This is a genomic window from Actinoplanes sp. NPDC049681 (assembly GCF_044465265.1).
Classification (GTDB): Bacteria; Actinomycetota; Actinomycetes; order Mycobacteriales; family Micromonosporaceae; genus Actinoplanes.
Window position 1 is genome coordinate 124,732 of sequence record NZ_JBITLP010000004.1, and the last position, 17,890, is coordinate 142,621.

At 68.7% G+C, this 17,890-nt stretch carries 15 protein-coding genes and 3 tRNA genes; 5 read left to right on the plus strand and 13 right to left on the minus strand.

Annotated elements, in window-relative coordinates:
• Positions 1-85: 85 nt before the first annotated feature.
• The gene (gene fxsT / locus ACIBO8_RS14990; RefSeq protein WP_396115761.1) at positions 86-2,398 is read right to left on the minus strand and encodes an FxSxx-COOH system tetratricopeptide repeat protein; all 2,313 of its coding nucleotides are present in this window, start codon (positions 2,396-2,398) and stop codon (positions 86-88) included.
• A gap of 415 nt (positions 2,399-2,813) precedes the next feature.
• Here fxsT and ACIBO8_RS14995 point away from each other — a divergent pair, with 415 nt between their 5' ends.
• Positions 2,814-3,338, plus strand: coding sequence for a hypothetical protein (locus ACIBO8_RS14995; protein WP_396115762.1), 525 nt, complete (start codon positions 2,814-2,816; stop codon positions 3,336-3,338).
• Positions 3,339-4,812: 1,474 nt separating this feature from the next.
• Here the strand turns inward: ACIBO8_RS14995 and ACIBO8_RS15000 are convergent.
• The 7 genes from ACIBO8_RS15000 to ACIBO8_RS15030 form a co-directional block, all read right to left on the minus strand.
• Positions 4,813-5,124, minus strand: coding sequence for a hypothetical protein (locus ACIBO8_RS15000; RefSeq protein ID WP_396115763.1), 312 nt, complete (start codon positions 5,122-5,124; stop codon positions 4,813-4,815).
• Between the two features lie 225 nt (positions 5,125-5,349).
• Complete coding sequence (locus ACIBO8_RS15005) at positions 5,350-5,874, minus strand: hypothetical protein (RefSeq protein ID WP_396115764.1); 525 nt, start codon at positions 5,872-5,874, stop codon at positions 5,350-5,352.
• Between the two features lie 511 nt (positions 5,875-6,385).
• A complete protein-coding gene (locus tag ACIBO8_RS15010; RefSeq protein WP_396115765.1) occupies positions 6,386-7,042 on the minus strand; it encodes a hypothetical protein in 657 nt (218 codons plus the stop codon).
• Positions 7,035-7,187, minus strand: a complete 153-nt coding sequence (locus ACIBO8_RS15015) for a hypothetical protein (protein ID WP_396115766.1) — start codon at positions 7,185-7,187, stop codon at positions 7,035-7,037. Before ACIBO8_RS15015 ends, ACIBO8_RS15010 begins: the two co-directional genes overlap by 8 nt.
• Positions 7,188-7,359: 172 nt before the next feature.
• Positions 7,360-7,434, minus strand: a tRNA-Val gene (locus ACIBO8_RS15020).
• A 14-nt stretch (positions 7,435-7,448) separates the two neighbouring features.
• Positions 7,449-7,519: transfer RNA gene (locus tag ACIBO8_RS15025), tRNA-Cys, on the minus strand.
• A gap of 37 nt (positions 7,520-7,556) precedes the next feature.
• A tRNA-Gly gene (locus ACIBO8_RS15030) sits at positions 7,557-7,629 on the minus strand.
• 185 nt (positions 7,630-7,814) lie between these two features.
• Between ACIBO8_RS15030 and eis the strand changes: the two genes are divergently transcribed.
• The gene (eis, locus tag ACIBO8_RS15035) at positions 7,815-8,996 is read left to right on the plus strand and encodes an enhanced intracellular survival protein Eis (protein WP_396115767.1); all 1,182 of its coding nucleotides are present in this window, start codon (positions 7,815-7,817) and stop codon (positions 8,994-8,996) included.
• Positions 8,997-9,019: 23 nt separating this feature from the next.
• Here the strand turns inward: eis and ACIBO8_RS15040 are convergent, their stop codons facing one another.
• The 4 genes from ACIBO8_RS15040 to ACIBO8_RS15055 all read right to left on the minus strand — a co-directional run bounded on the left by ACIBO8_RS15040 (position 9,020) and on the right by ACIBO8_RS15055 (position 13,207).
• A complete protein-coding gene (locus ACIBO8_RS15040; RefSeq protein ID WP_396115768.1) occupies positions 9,020-9,769 on the minus strand; it encodes an FAD:protein FMN transferase in 750 nt (249 codons plus the stop codon).
• Positions 9,770-9,778: 9 nt separating this feature from the next.
• Positions 9,779-10,306, minus strand: a complete 528-nt coding sequence (locus ACIBO8_RS15045) for an FMN-binding protein (protein ID WP_396115769.1) — start codon at positions 10,304-10,306, stop codon at positions 9,779-9,781.
• Positions 10,307-10,351: 45 nt separating this feature from the next.
• Positions 10,352-11,854 (minus strand): ferric reductase-like transmembrane domain-containing protein, encoded by a 1,503-nt coding sequence (locus tag ACIBO8_RS15050; RefSeq protein ID WP_396115770.1) that lies wholly within the window; start codon positions 11,852-11,854, stop codon positions 10,352-10,354.
• Between the two features lie 117 nt (positions 11,855-11,971).
• Positions 11,972-13,207: a phosphatidylinositol-specific phospholipase C gene (locus ACIBO8_RS15055; RefSeq protein WP_396115771.1), complete on the minus strand. Its 1,236-nt coding sequence runs from the start codon at positions 13,205-13,207 to the stop codon at positions 11,972-11,974.
• A 70-nt stretch (positions 13,208-13,277) separates the two neighbouring features.
• Between ACIBO8_RS15055 and cbiT the strand changes: the two genes are divergently transcribed.
• The 3 genes from cbiT (at position 13,278) to ACIBO8_RS15070 (ending at position 16,400) form a co-directional block, all read left to right on the plus strand.
• Positions 13,278-14,801, plus strand: a complete 1,524-nt coding sequence (gene cbiT, locus ACIBO8_RS15060; RefSeq protein WP_396115772.1) for a precorrin-6Y C5,15-methyltransferase (decarboxylating) subunit CbiT — start codon at positions 13,278-13,280, stop codon at positions 14,799-14,801.
• A 145-nt stretch (positions 14,802-14,946) separates the two neighbouring features.
• Positions 14,947-15,690, plus strand: a complete 744-nt coding sequence (gene cobM, locus ACIBO8_RS15065) for a precorrin-4 C(11)-methyltransferase (RefSeq protein ID WP_396115773.1) — start codon at positions 14,947-14,949, stop codon at positions 15,688-15,690.
• Entirely contained in the window at positions 15,678-16,400 is a 723-nt protein-coding gene (locus ACIBO8_RS15070; RefSeq protein WP_396115774.1) for a cobalt-precorrin-6A reductase, read from the plus strand. The genes cobM and ACIBO8_RS15070 overlap by 13 nt, the downstream gene beginning before the upstream one ends.
• Here ACIBO8_RS15070 and ACIBO8_RS15075 read toward each other — a convergent pair.
• Positions 16,388-17,890, minus strand: coding sequence for a precorrin-2 C(20)-methyltransferase (locus ACIBO8_RS15075; RefSeq protein WP_396115775.1), 1,503 nt, complete (start codon positions 17,888-17,890; stop codon positions 16,388-16,390). The two genes, ACIBO8_RS15070 and ACIBO8_RS15075, sit on opposite strands and share 13 nt — an antisense overlap.

Consider the following 17,890-nt stretch of genomic DNA (forward strand, 5'->3'; position numbering starts at 1 on the left):
GCCGCCAATACTGACTGGTCAGAGCGGGTGACACCCTCCTGGCCTGGAGGGCGACGGACGAGTCGGCCTGTACGCCGGAGGCAGACTAGTGCGATATGTCCCGGTGGTCGTCGCCCAGCCCCCGATGGCGGTGGGTGAGGGTGTCCTCGTTGAGGGCGCGGGCCCGCTGATGCTCACCCAGGTCACTCAGGTTGGCGGCGAGGTTAGCGGCCGTGCGCAAGGTGTCGGGATGCTCGTCGCCGAGCACCCGGCGATAGCGGGTGAGGGTGTCCTCGTTGAGGGCGCGGGCCTGCTCATGCTCACCCAGGCGGCTCAGGTCGATGGCCAGGTTGCTGGCCGTGCACAAGGTGTCGGGGTGGTCGTCGCCCAGCACCCGGCGATAGCGGGTGAGGGTGTCCTCGTTGAGGGCGCGGGCCTCCTCATGCTCACCCAGGTCACCCAGGTTGGCGGCCAGGTTGCTGGCCGAGGCCAAGGTATTAGCGTCGTCGTCGCCGTATGCCCGGCGCTTGCGTCGCAGGTTTTCCTCGTCGAGGGTGCGCGCCTTCCGGTAGTTGCCGAACCCTCTGTGCGCGAGGGCGAGCTGGTTGACAGCCCACAGGACATGATGGTCATTCGGGCCGAGGATGTCCTGCCAATGCTCGTGCCACGCTTCGGCCAGCGGGAGTAAGGTGTGGTGCTCACCGCGCATGAGCAGGTACCACAAGCCGTTGCAGGCCGTCGATCGTAGCTCTGGACCGGCGGTAGGCGGATCAAGGGCCAACAGGTGCGGCACCAGCGCCGCCCACGCCTGCCAACTGTTCGGGTCGCTGCCATCGTCGTCGGGTTCGGCCGCCGCCACGAGTTGTTCGGCGCACGCCCGGTCATGGTGACGCTGCTTGGTGTTGCGTTGGTCGCGGAGCACTGCCTGAGTTAGCCGGTGCAGCTGAACGCTATGGCCGTCGATGTGAGCCAGCCCGACCTCGGCTAACCGGCCCAGGCTGCGTCGCCACGCCAAGGCGCTCGCGGCCACCTGGGCCAGCGGGGCCGGGAGCAGACCGGCCGGTGCCGTGCGCCACCAAGTGAGGGGGATGGGTTCTGGTGCCAGCTGTGCGCACAGGTACGCCAGCTGGACCGCTGCCTCGTCGACCTGTGCCAGCTTCTGGACCGACACGCCCAGAGCCGCAGCCAGCGACCTCGGGTAGCTCACCGGGGCAGCTTCGGCCAGCAGTTCCGCGGCGTGCGTCTCAAGTTCCGCCAGGTACTCATCGCCGGTCATGCCGGTGGTGGCCATGAGACCGGCGGCCTGCGCCAACGCCAACGGAAGATCCCCAAGGGCCGCGGCGACGCGATCAGCCTCCCGCTCCGACACCGTCGGTAGGAGCCGCCGTAACAGGGCCGTTGCCTCCTCCCGGGCGAACACGTCCACCGGCAGAGAAGAGTCGATGTGGTGCCAAGTCGGGTGACGGGAAGTAATCAGCAGATGGCCGGGTCCCTCGACGAGCCAGGGATGGATGTCGGCGGGCCGAACGACATTGTCGAACACGAGTAGCCACCTGTCGCGCCCACGCAGCTGCTGAGTCACCGCCTCGGCAGCAGCCGCCGCAGGAGCATCTGGACCGACCCACCCGGCAGCGACAGCCAGGGCGGACAGCTGTTCGGTGATCAGCTCAGGGCGTTCAGCGTCGATCCACCACAGCAGGTCGTACCGGCTGGCGAAGCGGTGCGCGTACTCGTTGACCAGCGACGTCTTGCCGACCCCGCCCATGCCGTGCACAGCCTGCACCACGGTGGTGTGCGAGCGTTCCAGCTGTTCACACAGTTCGGCGATCATGCCGTCACGACCGACGAATGCCGGCGTGCGCACCGGCAAGCGACAGACCGCCGGGCCGACCGCCGGAAAGCGGGGCGGCCGATCCCTGTCCACCGCAGATGCGGCCGGTGAGGAGGGGGTGGCGGGAAACGTCGGCGCCCGCCTCGGCGGTCGGGGACCGTCGAGGGCCTCGCGGACGACCCGGCGGGCTTGCGCCTCATCCAGGCCGAACAGGTCCCGGTAGACCAACGGGCGCAGGACCGCCGGTGCGATGACCTCGGCAAGGCGCAGCGGTACCAGCCGACCTGCCCGGTGCCGCTCGGTCAACACCGCGCTCCACTCGTCGGTAGTGAACCGCTCGACCTCGAAATACGCCTCGGAGAACAACGCCACCACACGATCGGCCTTCTCCACGGCCTGACTCACCCGCAGCACGGCGTTGTCTCCGGCCGGCCAGCTCCACACGTCCAGCTCGACCTCATGGCCCGCCTCGCGCAGCTGCCACGCCACCCACTCAGCCCACGCCCGGTCAGCGCCGGCGTACGAGACGAACAACTGCTCCCGCCGACCGGTGAGATCGCCTACTGTCACCTGACCAGGCTTACCCACCGCCGCGAATGGGCGGGACGACAAGGCATGTCGGGTTCATGACACAGCGATCAGTGCGGCCGCCGTACAGCAGGTAAGTACAGCAACCTACCCACCGCCAAGCCGCCGAGCCGGACCTAGTCACCCTGCCTGACCTCGTACAAAGCCGCATACGACCGTCTTGCGTGAACTTGACACGGAAGAGGTCGGCGGTCTCGAGACCATGGCGGTTGCCATGGAGACACAGCGGGGGAGTGGTCGGCACGGCGAGCGGCTTCGTCGGCGTCCTCAAAGCAAGCGCGAGCTAGGAGCCAATGATCAACCGGACCAGACCTCTTGACGTGCACCCTCACTCTCAAGTGAACGGCGGACGACATTGGTACTGGTGATCGCTAAGCAGTCGATGTAGCGCTCTACTGGAAGTTGGTGCGACTGAATGTCTGGCCAGGATCTGATCAGTCTCGCGGCTCTGACCGCCGCAATTATTGCCACTGCTACGTCGTCTTTACTCGCGTGGCAGGCGCTGCGAGTAAACCAGAATATGAACCACATTCCCGTCGTCCTTGAAATCTTGAAGCCTCATCGAACGCCGGAATTCGTTCGAAAGGAGATCGCGGTCTGGGACGAAATCTCGAAGCATGACGCGGCACTCGGATTTTTTGCGCTTCCAGAACCGATACGAAGTTACGCCATCGAGGTGGGGACTTATTATCAAGTACTAAGCTATACGTCACTGTATGGCATCGCTGACGGAGAATTCATTGCGGTGCAAACTCAACACCGACTGCTTCGAAGCTGGGACTGCCTTCGCGAGCACGTCAATGGCGAGCGAGCCCTGCGAGGTAGCAGTAACACCTTCCTGAACGCGTATGAGGAGTTCGCGAGGCAGGTGGCTGACATGGATATTGATGCCGCGACCCGCCGACTGGTTGGGCGTAGCGGAAAACTGAAGCTCAAGTAGCTTAAGTGCGGGCTGGGTTAGCTCCTGCCGCCCGACTGCTGCGCCGACGCCGAGACGGAGGAGGGCTGGGTGTGGCCCGTGTAACCCTTAACGGTTGGCCGGCTGACTGCGTAGTTGACGGCGACGCTTCCGACTATGGATGGCGAGTCGCGGCTTGGTGTGGACACTCGTTCGCAGGCTGCGGTAAAGCCTCGGCCCGACCGGTCTTCACCGCTCCGTTCTTGCACTGTGACGGTCACTTCGAAATTGTCAAGGTATCAAGTTCGGGCAGGGTGGCGTGCCCGCTTCATGCCGATGGGACGACCATCGGTTGTTCCAGCGGTTTCGATCAGCTCCTGATCGACGAGACTTAACCGTGTGTCGACTCCGAACAGCGCTTAGACGAGATCTTGCGACAGCAGGTGATTGGCTTCCATGGCGCCGCCGTCTCCATGAACGGAAGGCAGTCGTCGGCAATCCGACGCTAGCCGTTTACGCAAGGGGTTGACCGTAGGCTAAAGCTCCTTCACGGCCACGGCTAAGGGGCGCGCAGTATGCCGGCTATCGTCGTTGACATTCTCATGTGGTTAGGTGTGGGTGCGGACGCGAGCAGTGTGTGGACGGGTGGCGCAATCGGCATAGGCATAGCTCTTGCCGTGTTGGTTATCGGTTTTGTATGGCTAGTGTTCAAGTATCATGCATCTCGCGGGAAAGCTGTAGGTCTCGCCTGCGCCGCGGTGGTTACTACCACCGTCGTCGGGACCCTTATAGGCCTGCACATACCACGACCGACGGTCAACTTCGCCGAGCCTGCGGCACGGCCGGACTGCAAGGGCGTAGGTTCATTGCCCAGTGACCCTGGGTTCCGCCTGCACCTCTCATGTGCTCCATCACCACTGACGAACACTTCCTTTGATCTTGACCAAATCAACCACTGGAGCCGGGACGGCTACCCGTCCGATGCTACGTGGCGAGATGGCGTAGATGTGTTCGCGGATGCCACAACATTGAAGGTTGGCCCTGGAGCACGCATGGTGCTTTCCAATGACAATGTTGCGTCGTATTCGGATTGTGCCGATCAGGACACCGGACCTTCTTTGCGAACAGCGAACCTGGCCGATCTTCGTTCAAACAAGGTTCACGCTATTTGTCTAGTCACCAACCAGCATCGACGCGCCCTTATGAAGGTTGACGGGGAAGGGGGTTCTGGTGAACCGATCAGTGTGCACGTGGTGGTCTGGAATCAACGGCTAGGCGGGAACTGATTTGCCAACGCGCTGCTAACACAGCCTCCACCTGAACGATGTCGAGCTGAGGCGGGATCGACGAACCGGGCGGCCCGCCCTTCCGGCGCCGTGGGGCCAACACGGCCACCACCTGCTGTACAGCAGCGAAGTACAGCAACCGACCCGACTTGATTGACCCGGGTCCCGCCATGCCGGGTCGGCCGACCTCGCGAGATGCCGTACGAGACCGGATTGCGTTGTGCTGGGGGTCAAGAGTTGGGTGCAGGCTTCTGCTCGGCCCCTCCGCCGTCCTGGCTTCCACCGCGTATGCGCGCCACAAGACCGTAAAGGTTGGATCTTGCTGCCGCGAACTCCGGTTCTGTATCGACGCCCAAGCCGTAGATCAATTCGCGAACCGCCATCTTGATAGCGCTCTTGATCACGGCATGCAAGATTATTATGCCGATGACGAGGGATGCGATGTAGAAGAAGATCAGCAGGCTGACCCCGTTGTCGCCCATTTTGCTGGCTCCCGTCGATCTCAAAGTCAAGCTAGTGCAGGTGTGATCGTGTTGACTCACTTGCCATCCTTAAGCGTGATCCCGCCGGACGTCGGCTTGTCGTATCACTACCCTGCACACCATGATCGCGGACAAGGGTTTGCTGTGCGGGTGACCGCCTATCAGCCACCTATTCGAGTACCCCTGGGATGCCAGCCAACCTGGCCGGCGAGCGGTCAGCCGAGCATATGGGGGCCCAGAGCACGGCTCGCCTGAACGACGCACGAATTGGCCTGTCCACCGGAACTACGCGTACGGCAGTTCCCTCCGGAAACGGGACAACTCCCGGCGAAGCCGCGCTGGCCGGGGGAAAAGCTCGCCTGCTTCGACACGGAAGCCCACTCCGCCGGACAGTTGCCGCACGCGTGGAACCAGACCGCCGGGCGCGCTTGTTGTCACTTCGTGCAGAGCGACGGGAACCACATCGAGTACCGCGAACACACCCCAGCGGTGCACCGACACGCTCGCCACATTCGCCCAGCCGATGAAAACTGGCACGCCGCCCTGAGCCAGCTCGATGCCAGCGTTGGAGATCCGAACCCATACCGGTCGCCGCCGGTTTCGCCACGCGAACCCCAGCATGCTGCCGACGCTGGGGCCAACGAGGGGAAAGAGGAGGCGCCAGTCGGGCGTCGGCCAGCTGCCGAAGAGCAAGCCGAGCGCGAACCATGCCAGGCCCAACGAGACGGTCATGACCGGGAACATGACGAGAGCGGACCACCAAAGCCGGACGCGGAACAGCACGCTGCCCTCGGTGATCGCTCCGGTCATCGCCGGAGTACAGCATCACCCGCGGCCGAGTCCCAGATCCGAACGGCTAACCCAGTTCAACCGACTCGGACGGAGCCGGTCACGCTGAGCGCTGCTGTGACCAGGAACACCATGCGCCTCATCCTCAAGTCATCGGCTGCCGCCGACGGCATGGCGCGCATTGCTCCGCCTACCGTCACGAAAGAGTGAAGAAGCTTCCCTAGCCGCCGTTGCGGCGACTGGGGCGGCTCTCTACGAGGTGCGAGCCGCCGTCCTGAGAGTTCGGCCGTCTACGGCCGCGTGGGAGCCGGGGTGATACCAGCCCAGAGACAGCACGGCATCCGGCCTGGACACCGGTCGTGGAACACCAAGATCAGGCCGTCTCCAGGCCGTCAGAGGCCGACCAGCACGACCAACGCCGACAACCAGCAGCCACGTTTGCCCAGCTCACAAAAGGGGCCAGCCCTTTGACCTTGACTGGCCCCACCGCGTCACCGGTAGTTCGTGAACTGGCCGGCATCCCGACAATCAGTCAGGTTCCGCCGTCCAGAAGGTCCGCCAAAGGTGTAAGCGCGATGGCGTGGTCGGCGATCTCGTCCAACTCAAGGCGGCCGGGGCGGTGGTAGAACAGCTCGGTGCCTTGCATGTTCCACGTCGAAGGCACCTGCCCGCCCAGCTGAGCGGCAATCAATGACGGTGACAACCAATGGCGCATAGCGGCCGGGGCGGTAGTACGGACGCGGAAGTTGCGGTCGAAGTCGGGGTTGCCGGTGGCGGTCTCGCCCCCGCCGAAGAGAGCGCTTTTCAGGCGAGATGCCCTGGCCCGCGCGGTGACTTCAACCGAGGGGAAAGAACGCTTGAGGACCGCCACGGTGACGATGGGGTAGTGGGTGTTCGTGGTTGTGCCGTCGCTGGCTTCGGTCACGGAGTATTGCGCTACGGTGACCGGCCGGCCGCGCAGCACAGTGGAGAAGGCGTAGTCGATGCCGTTTCGGTTACCGCCGGGCAACTGGCGTCCCCAGTCCACGTGGGGATGCGCGGTGAACGTCCAGCCCTTGCGGGCCGCCCACTGCCGCATCCGGTCTTGCTCGCGGCGCCTGCGGCGGCTGCCGAACACGGCGGCGACTACGACGAGCGCCAAGAACACGACGCAGAACGCGCCTATCGTGACGGCGATCGGATCACCCATGTCGCGTACGGCGCTCCGCCACACTTGCCAGGAACATACCGATCAGCGCGTCCAGCACGGCAACGGCCGCGCCGAAGCTCTCCGTCAGCCCGGCGATCGCGGAAATCCCGAGCGCAATCGCGATCACTACTAGAGCGACGATCACTCCTGCGAAGCGTAGCCACGCGAGCCCGGACGCTGCCTTGGCGATGCGAGCGGAGGAATGATCGAGGTGGCATTTCCAAGATCGTCTCCAAAACCTCTCCAGATCTTGGCCTCCAACGAGAAACGGGCTCCGTCCCTGAGGGGCGAAACCCGTTCTGACCTGCTGTTTTGTGTGGTGGGCGATACTGGGATCGAACCAGTGACCTCTTCCGTGTCAAGGAAGCGCGCTCCCGCTGCGCCAATCGCCCTCGATCTCTTGCCGAGGTGGAGACGGGATTTGAACCCGTGTACACGGCTTTGCAGGCCGTTGCCTCGCCTCTCGGCCACTCCACCGAGCCGGCCCCGCACGTAACCTGTGGCGGCCTCTCCGAGCGGACGACGGGATTCGAACCCGCGACCCTCACCTTGGCAAGGTGATGCGCTACCAGCTGCGCTACGTCCGCTTGTCCTTCCGGGTTCCCCCGGCGACGGATGAAACATTAGCCGGTCGCCCCACGGCTTGCCAAACCGGGGTCCCCCGGCGCGTCGCTTTTGGGTGGAACCGCAGGTCAGCCCCGACCCGCCCACCGTTATCCACAGGCCGCGAAACAGGCGAGCGCCGACCGCCCGCGCCGGGTTGGATGGGGGCATGGAGATCCGACAGATCGCCGCCGACGAGCGCACCGACACCATGTTCCCCCTGCAGGCGTACGCTTTCGAGCCCTCGCCCTGGGCCGAAGCCGCGCGGGAGACCTACGCGAAGCGGATGGTCTTCTACCGGACCGTGACCAGCCTCATCGCTGAGGAGGACGGGCGGACCCTTGCCGGGGTGGCCGCTTTCCCGATGCGGCAGAACGTGCGGGGCGTCGTTCACGACATGGCAGGGGTCGCCTCGGTCTCTTCGCATCCGGCCGCGCGGCGCCGGGGGCTGGTCCGTCAGCTCATGAGCCGGCTGATGCGGCAGATGCGTGACCAAGGGTGCGCCGTCAGTGCGCTGTACCCGTTCCGGCCGTCCTTCTACGGCAAGCTCGGCTATGTGGGGGTGCCGCGCGTGCGCACCGCGACGTTCGCGCCGGAGGGGTTGTCGCACCTGCTCAAGGCCGATCTGCCCGGCGAGGTCGAGCGCCTGCGCCTCTCCGAGGGGTTCGACGACTACGACGCCCTCACGCTGCGACTGCTCCAGGAACGGCACGGCTTTTCCGTGTTCGACGAGACGCGCACCGCCGAATTCCGCGAGAGCCCTTCCTTGTGGGTCGCCCTCGCGCGTGTGGATGGCGAAGTGGTGGGCGCCGTCACATATCGGATCGATCAGTACGGCGGCGACCTCGTCGCGGGGGATCTGCTGACGACGGGGCCGATGGGGCGCGCCCTGCTGTTGCAGTTCTTCGCGCGGCACGTGGACCAGGTCGCGCGGATCGTCCTGAGGATCGGTACGGACGAGGTGCCGGAGCTGTGGGGCACGGACTTGGCCGTGCTCACCGAGGGCCGGGTGGAGCTTCCGCGCCGGGGTGCCCCGATGGTGCGGCTGCTGGCCATCGACGCCCTGAACGGGCTGCACGCCGGCGCGGAGGCGGACGTCACCGTCGAGGTGGTGGACGACGAGCTGATCGGCGGGCGCTACCGGATCACCGGCGACTCGGGGCGGCTGGCGGTCGAGGAGACGAAGGACGAGCCCCAGGCGAGGCTGACGTGCGCGGGCATGTCCGCGCTGGCCTACGGCGTCCTGGACCCGGTCGAGGTGATGACGCGCGGGTTCGGTCACGTGGAGGCGGTGGAGGAGCTGACGGCCCTGTTCCCCAAGCAGATGCCCTACCTGTTCGCCGACTTCTAGACATGTCGGCCAGCGGGGAATGCTCAGACCGCAGCGGGCAGCCCTGCGGTGGCGAACGCGCGCCCGTCGTCGGTCACCGCCGCCGAGTCGTAGCCCTCCGCCACCATCTTCGCCAGCCAGGTCAGCCCGGCCTCGCCCATCGCCAGGGCCGCGGTGGCGTACGCGTCGGCCAGCGCCAGATCCGGCCCGACGACGGTGACCGACCGCAAACCTCGCGCCGGGGACCCGGTGCGCGGGTTGAAGACGTGGTCCCCGCGCTCGTAGGTGCCCGACGTCGCCACGGCGCGGTCGGTGATCGACAGCACCCAGCTGACCTTGTCGGCTTCCCACGGGTGGCGGATACCCACGCGCCAGGGCTCGCCCTTGCGGGACAGGCCCCGGGCACGGATGTCGCCGCCGGCGTTGATGCAGTGGTGGACCGAGCCTGCCTCCGTCAGCCGCGCCGAGGCCACCTCCACCGACCAACCCTTCACGTAGCCGGACGGATCGAGCGGCCCTCCGGCGTACGCGTCGAAGTAGCCGTCCGTCGACCGCCACAGGTCCCCGCACGCCTCCAGGACGTGGCGCATGTCGTCCGAGCAGCCCGAGATGTCGATCTCACCGCGCCGCAGCCGGCTGACCTCGCTGTCGTCCCGGTAGGTGCTGAAGCGCCTGTCCACCTCGTGCAGCCACCGGCACACGTCGCCGATCATCGACTCGAGGGCCGGTGCGGGCAGGTCGTCGGCGAGGTCGATGCTGACGACCGTACCCATGACGTGCTCGGCGTGGTGCATGGGCCGAACTTACGCGTTCGCCTCGTCAATGGCTGCCTGAAGCGACTTCACGTACGACTGGCTGGTGAAGGTGGCACCCGAAACCGCGTCCACGTCCGCGCTCTGCGCCTTGACCGTGGACTGCTTCAGCGCCGCGATGGCCGGCGGGTTGATGGTGGCGCTGTCCGCGGTCGTCGGGTAAGTGGCGTCCGCCGCCGTGATCTTGCCGTTCTCGATCTTGATGGAGACCTGGATGATGCCGTACGCGTTCCTGACGGCCGTGCCCTTGTAGATGCCGTCCTTGAGACCGCTGCCGCCGGCCGCGCCCTGGGACGAACCCTGGGCCGAGTCGTCGTCCGAATCGTCGTCCGAGTCGCCGGAGGGCTTCTTGGTGCTGGGCTTCTTGCTCGGCGGGGTGGCGTCCTGTCCCGAGCCGGTCAGGTCGACGGCTGGCGGCGCGGCCGTCGGCACGGCCGGCGCGGAGACGCTCAGCCGCACGCCCACGATCAGGGCGGCGCCGGTCAACGTCCCTACGGCTGCTGCGGTGCTGCGTCGCATCAAAACTCCCGGACTGACAGATCGATGGGGTACGGACAGGAGAGGTCAGAACTCGAACGGATCGAGGTGCAGCTGGCTGTCGGGCACCTCGAGCTCGTGCAGCGTCTGCACCGCCGCGTTCACGAGGCCGGGCGGCCCGCACAGGTAGACGTCGCGCCGGTTGACGTCCGGCACCAGGCCGAGCAGCCCGTTCGCCGTGAACAGCCGGCGCGGGCCCGGGTCGTTGCGGGAACCGACGATGTAGCGCACCCATGCGTCCCGGCGTTCGGCGAGCTCCTCGAGCTCCTCCCGGAACACGAGCTCATCGGGCCGGCTCGCCCGGTAGATCACGATGGTGTCCGGCGGCATGTCCTCGAGCAGGGCGCGGATCGGGGCGATGCCGCTGCCGCCCGCGATCAGCAGGGCCCGGCGCCGGGTGCGGCGCTGGGCGGTGAACGTACCGAACGGCCCCTCCGCCCACACCGGGGTTCCCGGCTCCATCTCCGCGAGCCTGGCCGTGTGGCCGCCGACCGCCGTCACGGTGAGGCGCAGCCACTGCGAGTTGGGTGCCGCGGAGAGCGAGAACGGGTGCGACTGCCACCAGCCGTTGCGGGTGAAGAAACGCCAGCGCATGAACTGACCGGCCTGGGCGGGCAGCTTGTCGAGGTTCTTGCCGTCGATGTAGATCGAGAACGTGTTGGTGCCCTCGGCGACCACCTCGGCGACCTCGAAGCGGTGCCGGACGTTCAGCCAGACCGGCTCGATCAGGCGGCCCCAGACCAGGGCGGCGATCACCAGGGCGCCGAGCCCCGGCCAGTAGAGGTCGGCGAAGTCGCCCGAGAGGTTGGCGCCCATCGCGATCTGGTGGCCGTATCCGAGCAGCAACACCAGGTACGCGGTGAGATGGATCAAGTGCCAGAGCTCGTACGGCATCTTGGTGCGCGCGGCCCGGATCGAGATGAGGGTGATGAACACCAGCAGCCCGGTGGCGACCGTGGCGCCGATCATGTCAGGGAAGGTCGTGATCATCGTCCAGCCCTGGTCGACGACGCCGGTGTCGGCGGTCAGGGCGTAGCCGTACACGATGAAGACGACGTGGGCGGCCACGAGCACGACCAGCGACGTGCCGAGCCAGCGGTGCCAGCGCAGCAGGTCCCGGGCGCCCACCCATTCCTCCAGGAAGGAGACCCGGCTCATCATCAGCAGCTGGATGAAAAGCACGTAGCCGCCGGCCAGCCCGGTCAGCCGGCCGACCGCCATCAGCAGGCTCGGCGTGTCGTTGATCGCGCCGGCCTCGGTCTCGAAGAGCCAGAGCGACAGGCTGGTCGCGAGGCCGGCGAAGAACAGCAGCACCGTGAGCAGCCGGTTGCCCGAGGTGGCCTCGGCCGGCGGGCGGTCGTCGGTGACGATCGCCGGGCCGGAGCCCTCCCAGCCGGTGGGCGCACCGGGCGCCTCGGTGAGGATGTCGCCGCGCGGCACGCCCTCGTTGAGGTCGGGCTGCTCCCAGAAGTCACGGACCGGCCGCTGGTCCTCGTAGGTCTCGTACATCGTCGGCCCTGGTCGCGCCATCGGTCTCACCCGCCCGGCAGTCGTCTGTCCGTCCCCGGCCGCCACCCCCCGGCGACGGACGTGACGACCCGTCGGAGGAGCCGTCGACGGGTACTACGCGGTGCGGCGAACTATGGCTCAACGGGGAGACGAAAAACCTATGATCTTCTCGATCAGGCCGCTGCCCGGAAAGTCCAGAACGAGAACGCCGGTGCGGGTCAGGCCGTGGCCCTCGTTCAGGTAGGTGAGCAGGAACGGATCCACCCCCTGCACCCCGAACGCACCGCCCGCCACCTGCTGCGGCTGAGCGAACAGACTCGCACCCGAGCCGAAGTTCACGTAGATCTTCGTCGGGTCGCCCGCGCTGGTGGCATCCAGGAAACGCCGGACCTGGTCCCGCTTGGTGGCAATGGCCCAGATGTTCGGTACGTTGTAATTGTCCTGAACATAGGGCCCGTCGGACCACGTGGCGAACTGGGTGAGCCCGTAGTGTTCGATCACGCCGCCGAACGCGCTGTGCATCACGGCGAGGACGACCTTCCCCCGCACCTGACCGAGCGTCGGCGTCTCGGCGGCCGTGGACCGCGTCACGGAAGGCTGCCAGAAGACCGGCGTCACGTACGAGTCGAAGATGTCCTGAAAACTCTTCTGACCGGGTACGTCCGTGCAGGACCCGAGCTCGCCGGTGCACTCCTGCTTGAGGCGCATGATCACCGTCTCGGCCGGGTGGGCGGCGAGGAAGTCCGACAGCACCCGTACGACGTCGGTGAAGTTGGCCTGCTGATAGACGGCGCCGTGGTGGATGGTGAAGGTGTTGCCGCCGTTGATCCGGGCCCGTATGTCGATCATGCGGATGCCCGCGACGAGCTGACGGGCGAGGGTGCCACCGCTGTCGCCGAAGTCCTCCTGCGTCTCGGTGAGCGCACCGCCATGGATCGCCATCGTGTCGTGCGTGCCGGGGATCGAAAGCCCGGCCAGGCTCGTGGCATCCGGCACCGAGGCCATCCAGTCGGGATGGTTCGCCGCACCCAAGGTCCGGTAGGACGCATCCGCAGCCCGCCCGAGCGTTCCCGCGTGACGCGAGGACGCGACGCGGTGGGAGCCGGACGAGGCGGCGCGGTCGTTGGGGCCGAAGGAAGTGGTGCGGTCGAGGCTGGAGGAGGAGGCGGCGCGGTCGGCGCCGGTGGAGGCGGCGCCGTGGGGGCCGGTGGACGTGACGCGGTGGGAGCCGGAGGACGTAGCGCGGTCGGAGCCGGGGGCGGCTGCGGCCCGGGAAGCAGGGAGATAGGAGGCGGCGAAGGCGGGGGCGGGGGCGACGCCGGGGGCCGCGACCAGGGTGGCGGTCAATGCGGCAGCGGCGAGAGCGCGCTTCATACAGCGAAAGATATCGATCCCCGGGATGCGGCGGAAGGGCCCGAATGATCCGGCGGCTAACGTCTCCGACGTGACTGACAACCCCGCCGGCCTCACCGTGGTCGGCATCGGCGCCGACGGTTGGGCCGGATTGCCGGGTACGGCCACCGCCGCGCTGAAGGCCGCCGACGTCATCCTCGGCGGCGACCGTCAGCTGGCCCTGCTCCCGCCCGACGTGGCCGGCGAACGCGTGCCGTGGCCCTCGCCGCTGCTGCCCGCCCTGCCCGGCCTGCTCGAGGAGCACCGCGGCCGTCGCATCGCGGTCCTCGCCAGCGGCGACCCGATGTTCCACGGCATCGGCGCCACGCTGTCCCGCCTCGCCGCCGAGCCTGGCCCCAGCGCCAACGCCACGCTCGGAGCCAACGCTGGAGCTGGAGCCGACGTTGCGGCCGGAGCCGAAGCCGGGGCGGGAGCCAACGCCGGAGCCAACGCCGGAGCTGGAGCCAACGCCGGGGCCGGAGCCGACGCCGGGGCCGGGGCCAACGCCGGGGCCGGGGCCAACGCCGGGGCCGACGCCGGGGCCGGGGTCGACGCCGGGGCCGACGCCGGGGCCGGGGTCGACGTCGCGGCCGGGGCCGACGCCGACGCCCGGGCCGGGGCCGACGCCGGGGCCCACCCCGGACCCAAGACCCGGTTCGGGACGATGCGGGTCATCCCGCACCCGTCCTCGGTTTCCCTAGCCGCCGCCCGCCTCGGCTGGCCCCTGGCCGACGTCGACGTGCTGAGCCTGGTCACCGCCGCGGTCGAAGAACTCCACCCATTGATCCACCCCGGTCGCAAAATCCTGGTGCTGAGCCGCGACGCCAGCACCCCCGCACAAATCGCGGACCTCCTCATCGGCCGCGGCTACGGCGAGAGCACCCTCACCGTGCTCGCCCAGCTCGGCGGAGAGCAGGAAACCACCCGGACCGGCCCCGCCGCCGAGCTCGACCTGGCCGGCGTCGACCCCCTCAACGTCGTCGCCATCGAGTGCGGGCGTGGTGGTCCCGCGCGGCCGATCATCCCCGGGCTGCCCGATGACGCGTACGACACCGACGGGCAGCTCACCAAGCGGGAGGTGCGGGCCGTGACGCTCGCCCTGCTGGGGCCGCAGCCGGGCGAACTGCTCTGGGATGTCGGCGCGGGGTCGGGGAGTATCGCGATCGAGTGGATGCGCAGCCATCGGGCCTGCCGGGCGGTTGCCGTCGAGTCGTCGGCCGAGCGGGCCGGGCGGGTGGAGGCGAATGCGGCTGCTCTGGGCGTACCGAAGCTCAAGGTCGTCGTGGGTCGCGCTCCCGGCGCTTTGGCCGGATTGCCCGCGCCCGACGTGGTTTTCATCGGCGGGGGTGTGACGCGTGACGGAGTTGTCGAGGCCGCGTGGGCGGCGTTGGCGGCGGGCGGCAGGCTGGTGGCGAATGCGGTCACGGTGGAGTCGGAGGCCGTGCTGGCTGCCTGGTACGCCAAGTTCGGCGGCGAGCTGACCCGGATCGCGGTCAGCCGCGCCTCGCCGGTCGGCGGGTTCACGGGATGGAGAGCGATGATGCCGGTGACGATCTGGTCGGTGGTCAAGCCGTGAGGGCCGGGGATGCCGGTGGTCGAGCCGTGCGGGCCGGGGATGCCGGTGGTCGAGCCGTGAGGGCCGGGGATGCCGGTGGTCGAGCCGTGAGGGCCGGGGATGCCGGTGGTCGAGCCGTGACGGCGCGGATTCCGGTGGTCGAGCCGTGACGGTTCACTTCATCGGCGCGGGGCCCGGGGCCGCGGATCTTATTACGGTACGGGGACAGCGCCTGCTTGCCGCCTCGCCGGTCTGCCTGTACGCGGGCAGTCTCGTGCCGCGGGAGCTGCTCGACGTGTGCCCGCCGGGTGCTCGCCTCGTCGACACCGCGAACCTCGATCTGGACCGGATCGTCGCCGAGATGGTCGACGCCACCAGGGCGGGGCACGACGTGGCGCGTCTGCACTCCGGGGACCCGTCGGTGTTCAGTGCGGTTGCCGAGCAGATGCGGCGGCTCGACGCGGTGGGTGTTCCTTACGACGTGGTGCCGGGCGTGCCTGCCTTCGCCGCGGCTGCCGCGTCGCTGGGGCGGGAGCTGACCGTGCCCGAGGTGGCGCAGACGGTCATCTTGACCCGTACGGCCGAGCGGGCGACCGCCATGCCGCCCGGTGAGGATCTCGCCACGCTGGGTGCGAGCCGCGCCACGATGGTGCTGCATCTGGCGGTTCAGCGGATCGAGGCGGTGGTCGCGGAGCTGGTTCCCCACTACGGCCCGGAGTGCCCGGTCGCTGTCGTGGCGCGGGCGAGCCGTGCGGACGAGCTGATCCTGCGTGGGACGCTTGCGGACATCGCGCCGAAGGTTGTGGAGGCGGGGGTCAAGCGCACCGCCGTGATCGTCGTCGGGGCCGCGCTCACCGCGTCGCAGTTTCCCGACAGCCACCTGTACTCGACCGAGCGATGCCGGACCTGAGAGTCCTGGTCCTCGGCGGCACCACCGAGGGCCGGGCGCTCGCCGGGCGGGTGCCGGTGATCAGTTCGCTGGCGGGGCGGACGTCGGCGCCGCTGCTGCCAGCAGGCGAGGTGCGGGTCGGCGGCTTCGGCGGGGTCGACGGCCTGACTCGCTATCTGCGGGACGAGCGGATCCAGGCGGTCGTCGACGCGACGCATCCGTTCGCCGCCACGATGACCGCACATGCCGCGGTTGCCTGCCCGGCCGCCGGGGTGCCGTTGCTGGTGCTGCGCCGCCCGGGCTGGACGGCGGGGCCGGGCGATGTGTGGCATCGGGTGCCGAGCCTGGCGGCGGCCGCGGATGCCGTGCCGGCGCTGGGTGAGCGGGTTTTCCTGACGACCGGGCGGCAGAGCATCGCCGCTTTCGCCGCGCTGGACGGGTGCTGGTTCCTCTCGCGATCCGTCGAGCGGCCCGTGCCGCCGATGCCGCGCCGGGTCGAGGTGGTGCTCGACCGCGGGCCGTTCAGTGTCGAGTCGGAGCGGGAGCTGCTGCTCAGCCACCGCATCGACGTGCTCGTCACGAAGGACAGCGGCGGGACGGCGGCCAAGCTGGACGCCGCCCGGGCGCTGGGGATCCCGGTGGTGATGGTGGACCGGCCGGCCTTGCCCGCCGGGGTGCCGACGGCCGCGACCGTCGACGACGCCGTGCGGTGGCTGGGTCAGCTCGGGTAGCTGCGGGGGGTGAAGACGTGGGTCGAGCCGTCTCCCCGGCTCACCACCCGGGTCTGGCTGGAGCCGATGATCAGCAGGCAGCGCATGTCGATCGTCGCCGGGTCCAGGTCGCCGAGCGTGGTCACCCGTACCGTCTCCTGCGGACCGCCCACGTCGCGGCCGACCACCACCGGGGTTTGCGGGTCGCGGTGTTCCAGCAGGAGCTCGCGGGCGCGGACGAGCTGCTCCTTGCGGCTCTGCGAGGCGGGGTTGTAGAGCGCGATGACGAGATCGGCGCCCGCCGCCGCGGCGAGGCGGGACGCGATCACGTCCCAGGGCTTCAGCCGGTCGGAGAGCGACATGATGCAGAAGTCGTGGCCCAGCGGCGCACCCGCGCGGCTCGCCACGGCCTGTGCCGCGGTGAGGCCGGGCACGATGCGGATCGGCACGTCCTTCCACTGCGGGTCCTCGCTGACCTCGAGCACCGCCGCCGCCATCGCGAACACGCCCGGGTCGCCGGACGACACGACCGCCACCCGGCGCCCACGCTTGGCCAGGTCCAGGGCGAACGCCGCCCGCTCGGCCTCGACCCGGTTGTCCGACGCGTGCCGGCGCTGCCGCGGGTTCGCCGGGACCCGGTCCACGTACGGGCCGTAGCCCACCACGTCGTCGGCCTCGGCGAGCGCGGCCTGCGCCTCCGGGGTGAGCCATTCGCGTGCGCCCGGCCCCAGCCCGACGACCGTGACCTGACCTCCGTGCGGTCCGGCCGGTCGCGCCGCCGCGACGAACGCCGCCGCGGCCGGGCTCGGGAGCAGGGCCAGGGAGAAGTACGGCACGGTCGCCGGGTCGATGTCCGCGACCCGGCCGTGGCGCTGCTGCTCGGTGGTGGCGCGCTCGACGTACCAGGCGTCGTCCAGGCGGCCCGCGCGGTCCAGGGCTTCGCGGACACCCTCGAACGTGCGGCCCAGCTTCATGATCGCGGCGGAGTCGGTGCCGGCGAGCTTCGCCGCCAGCTCGTCGGGGGGCAGCGTGCCGGGCAGGACGGTCAGCGTCTCGTCCCGCTCCATCAGCGGCCGCCCGAGCACCGCCGAAGCCGCACTGACCGAGGTGACGCCCGGTACGACCTCGGCCTCGTACCGGTGTGCCAGCCGCTTGTGCATGTGCATGTACGACCCGTAGAAGAACGGATCGCCCTCGGCCAGCACCACGACGTCGCGGCCCGCGTCCAGGTGCGCGGCGAGGCGCTCGGCGCTCGCCGCGTAGAACTCGTCGATCGCGCCCTGGTAGCCGCCGGGGTGGTCGGTGGTCTCGGTGGTGACCGGGTAGATCAGCGGCTCCTCGATCTGCCCGTCCCGCAGGTACGTCGCCGCGATCGCCCGCGCGTTCGAACGCCCGTGCCGGGCCGCGTGGTAGGCCACCACGTCGGCCGCGGCGATGAGCCGGGCGGCCTTGACGGTGACCAGCTCCGGATCGCCCGGGCCGAGCCCGACGCCGTACAACCGACCCGCCAC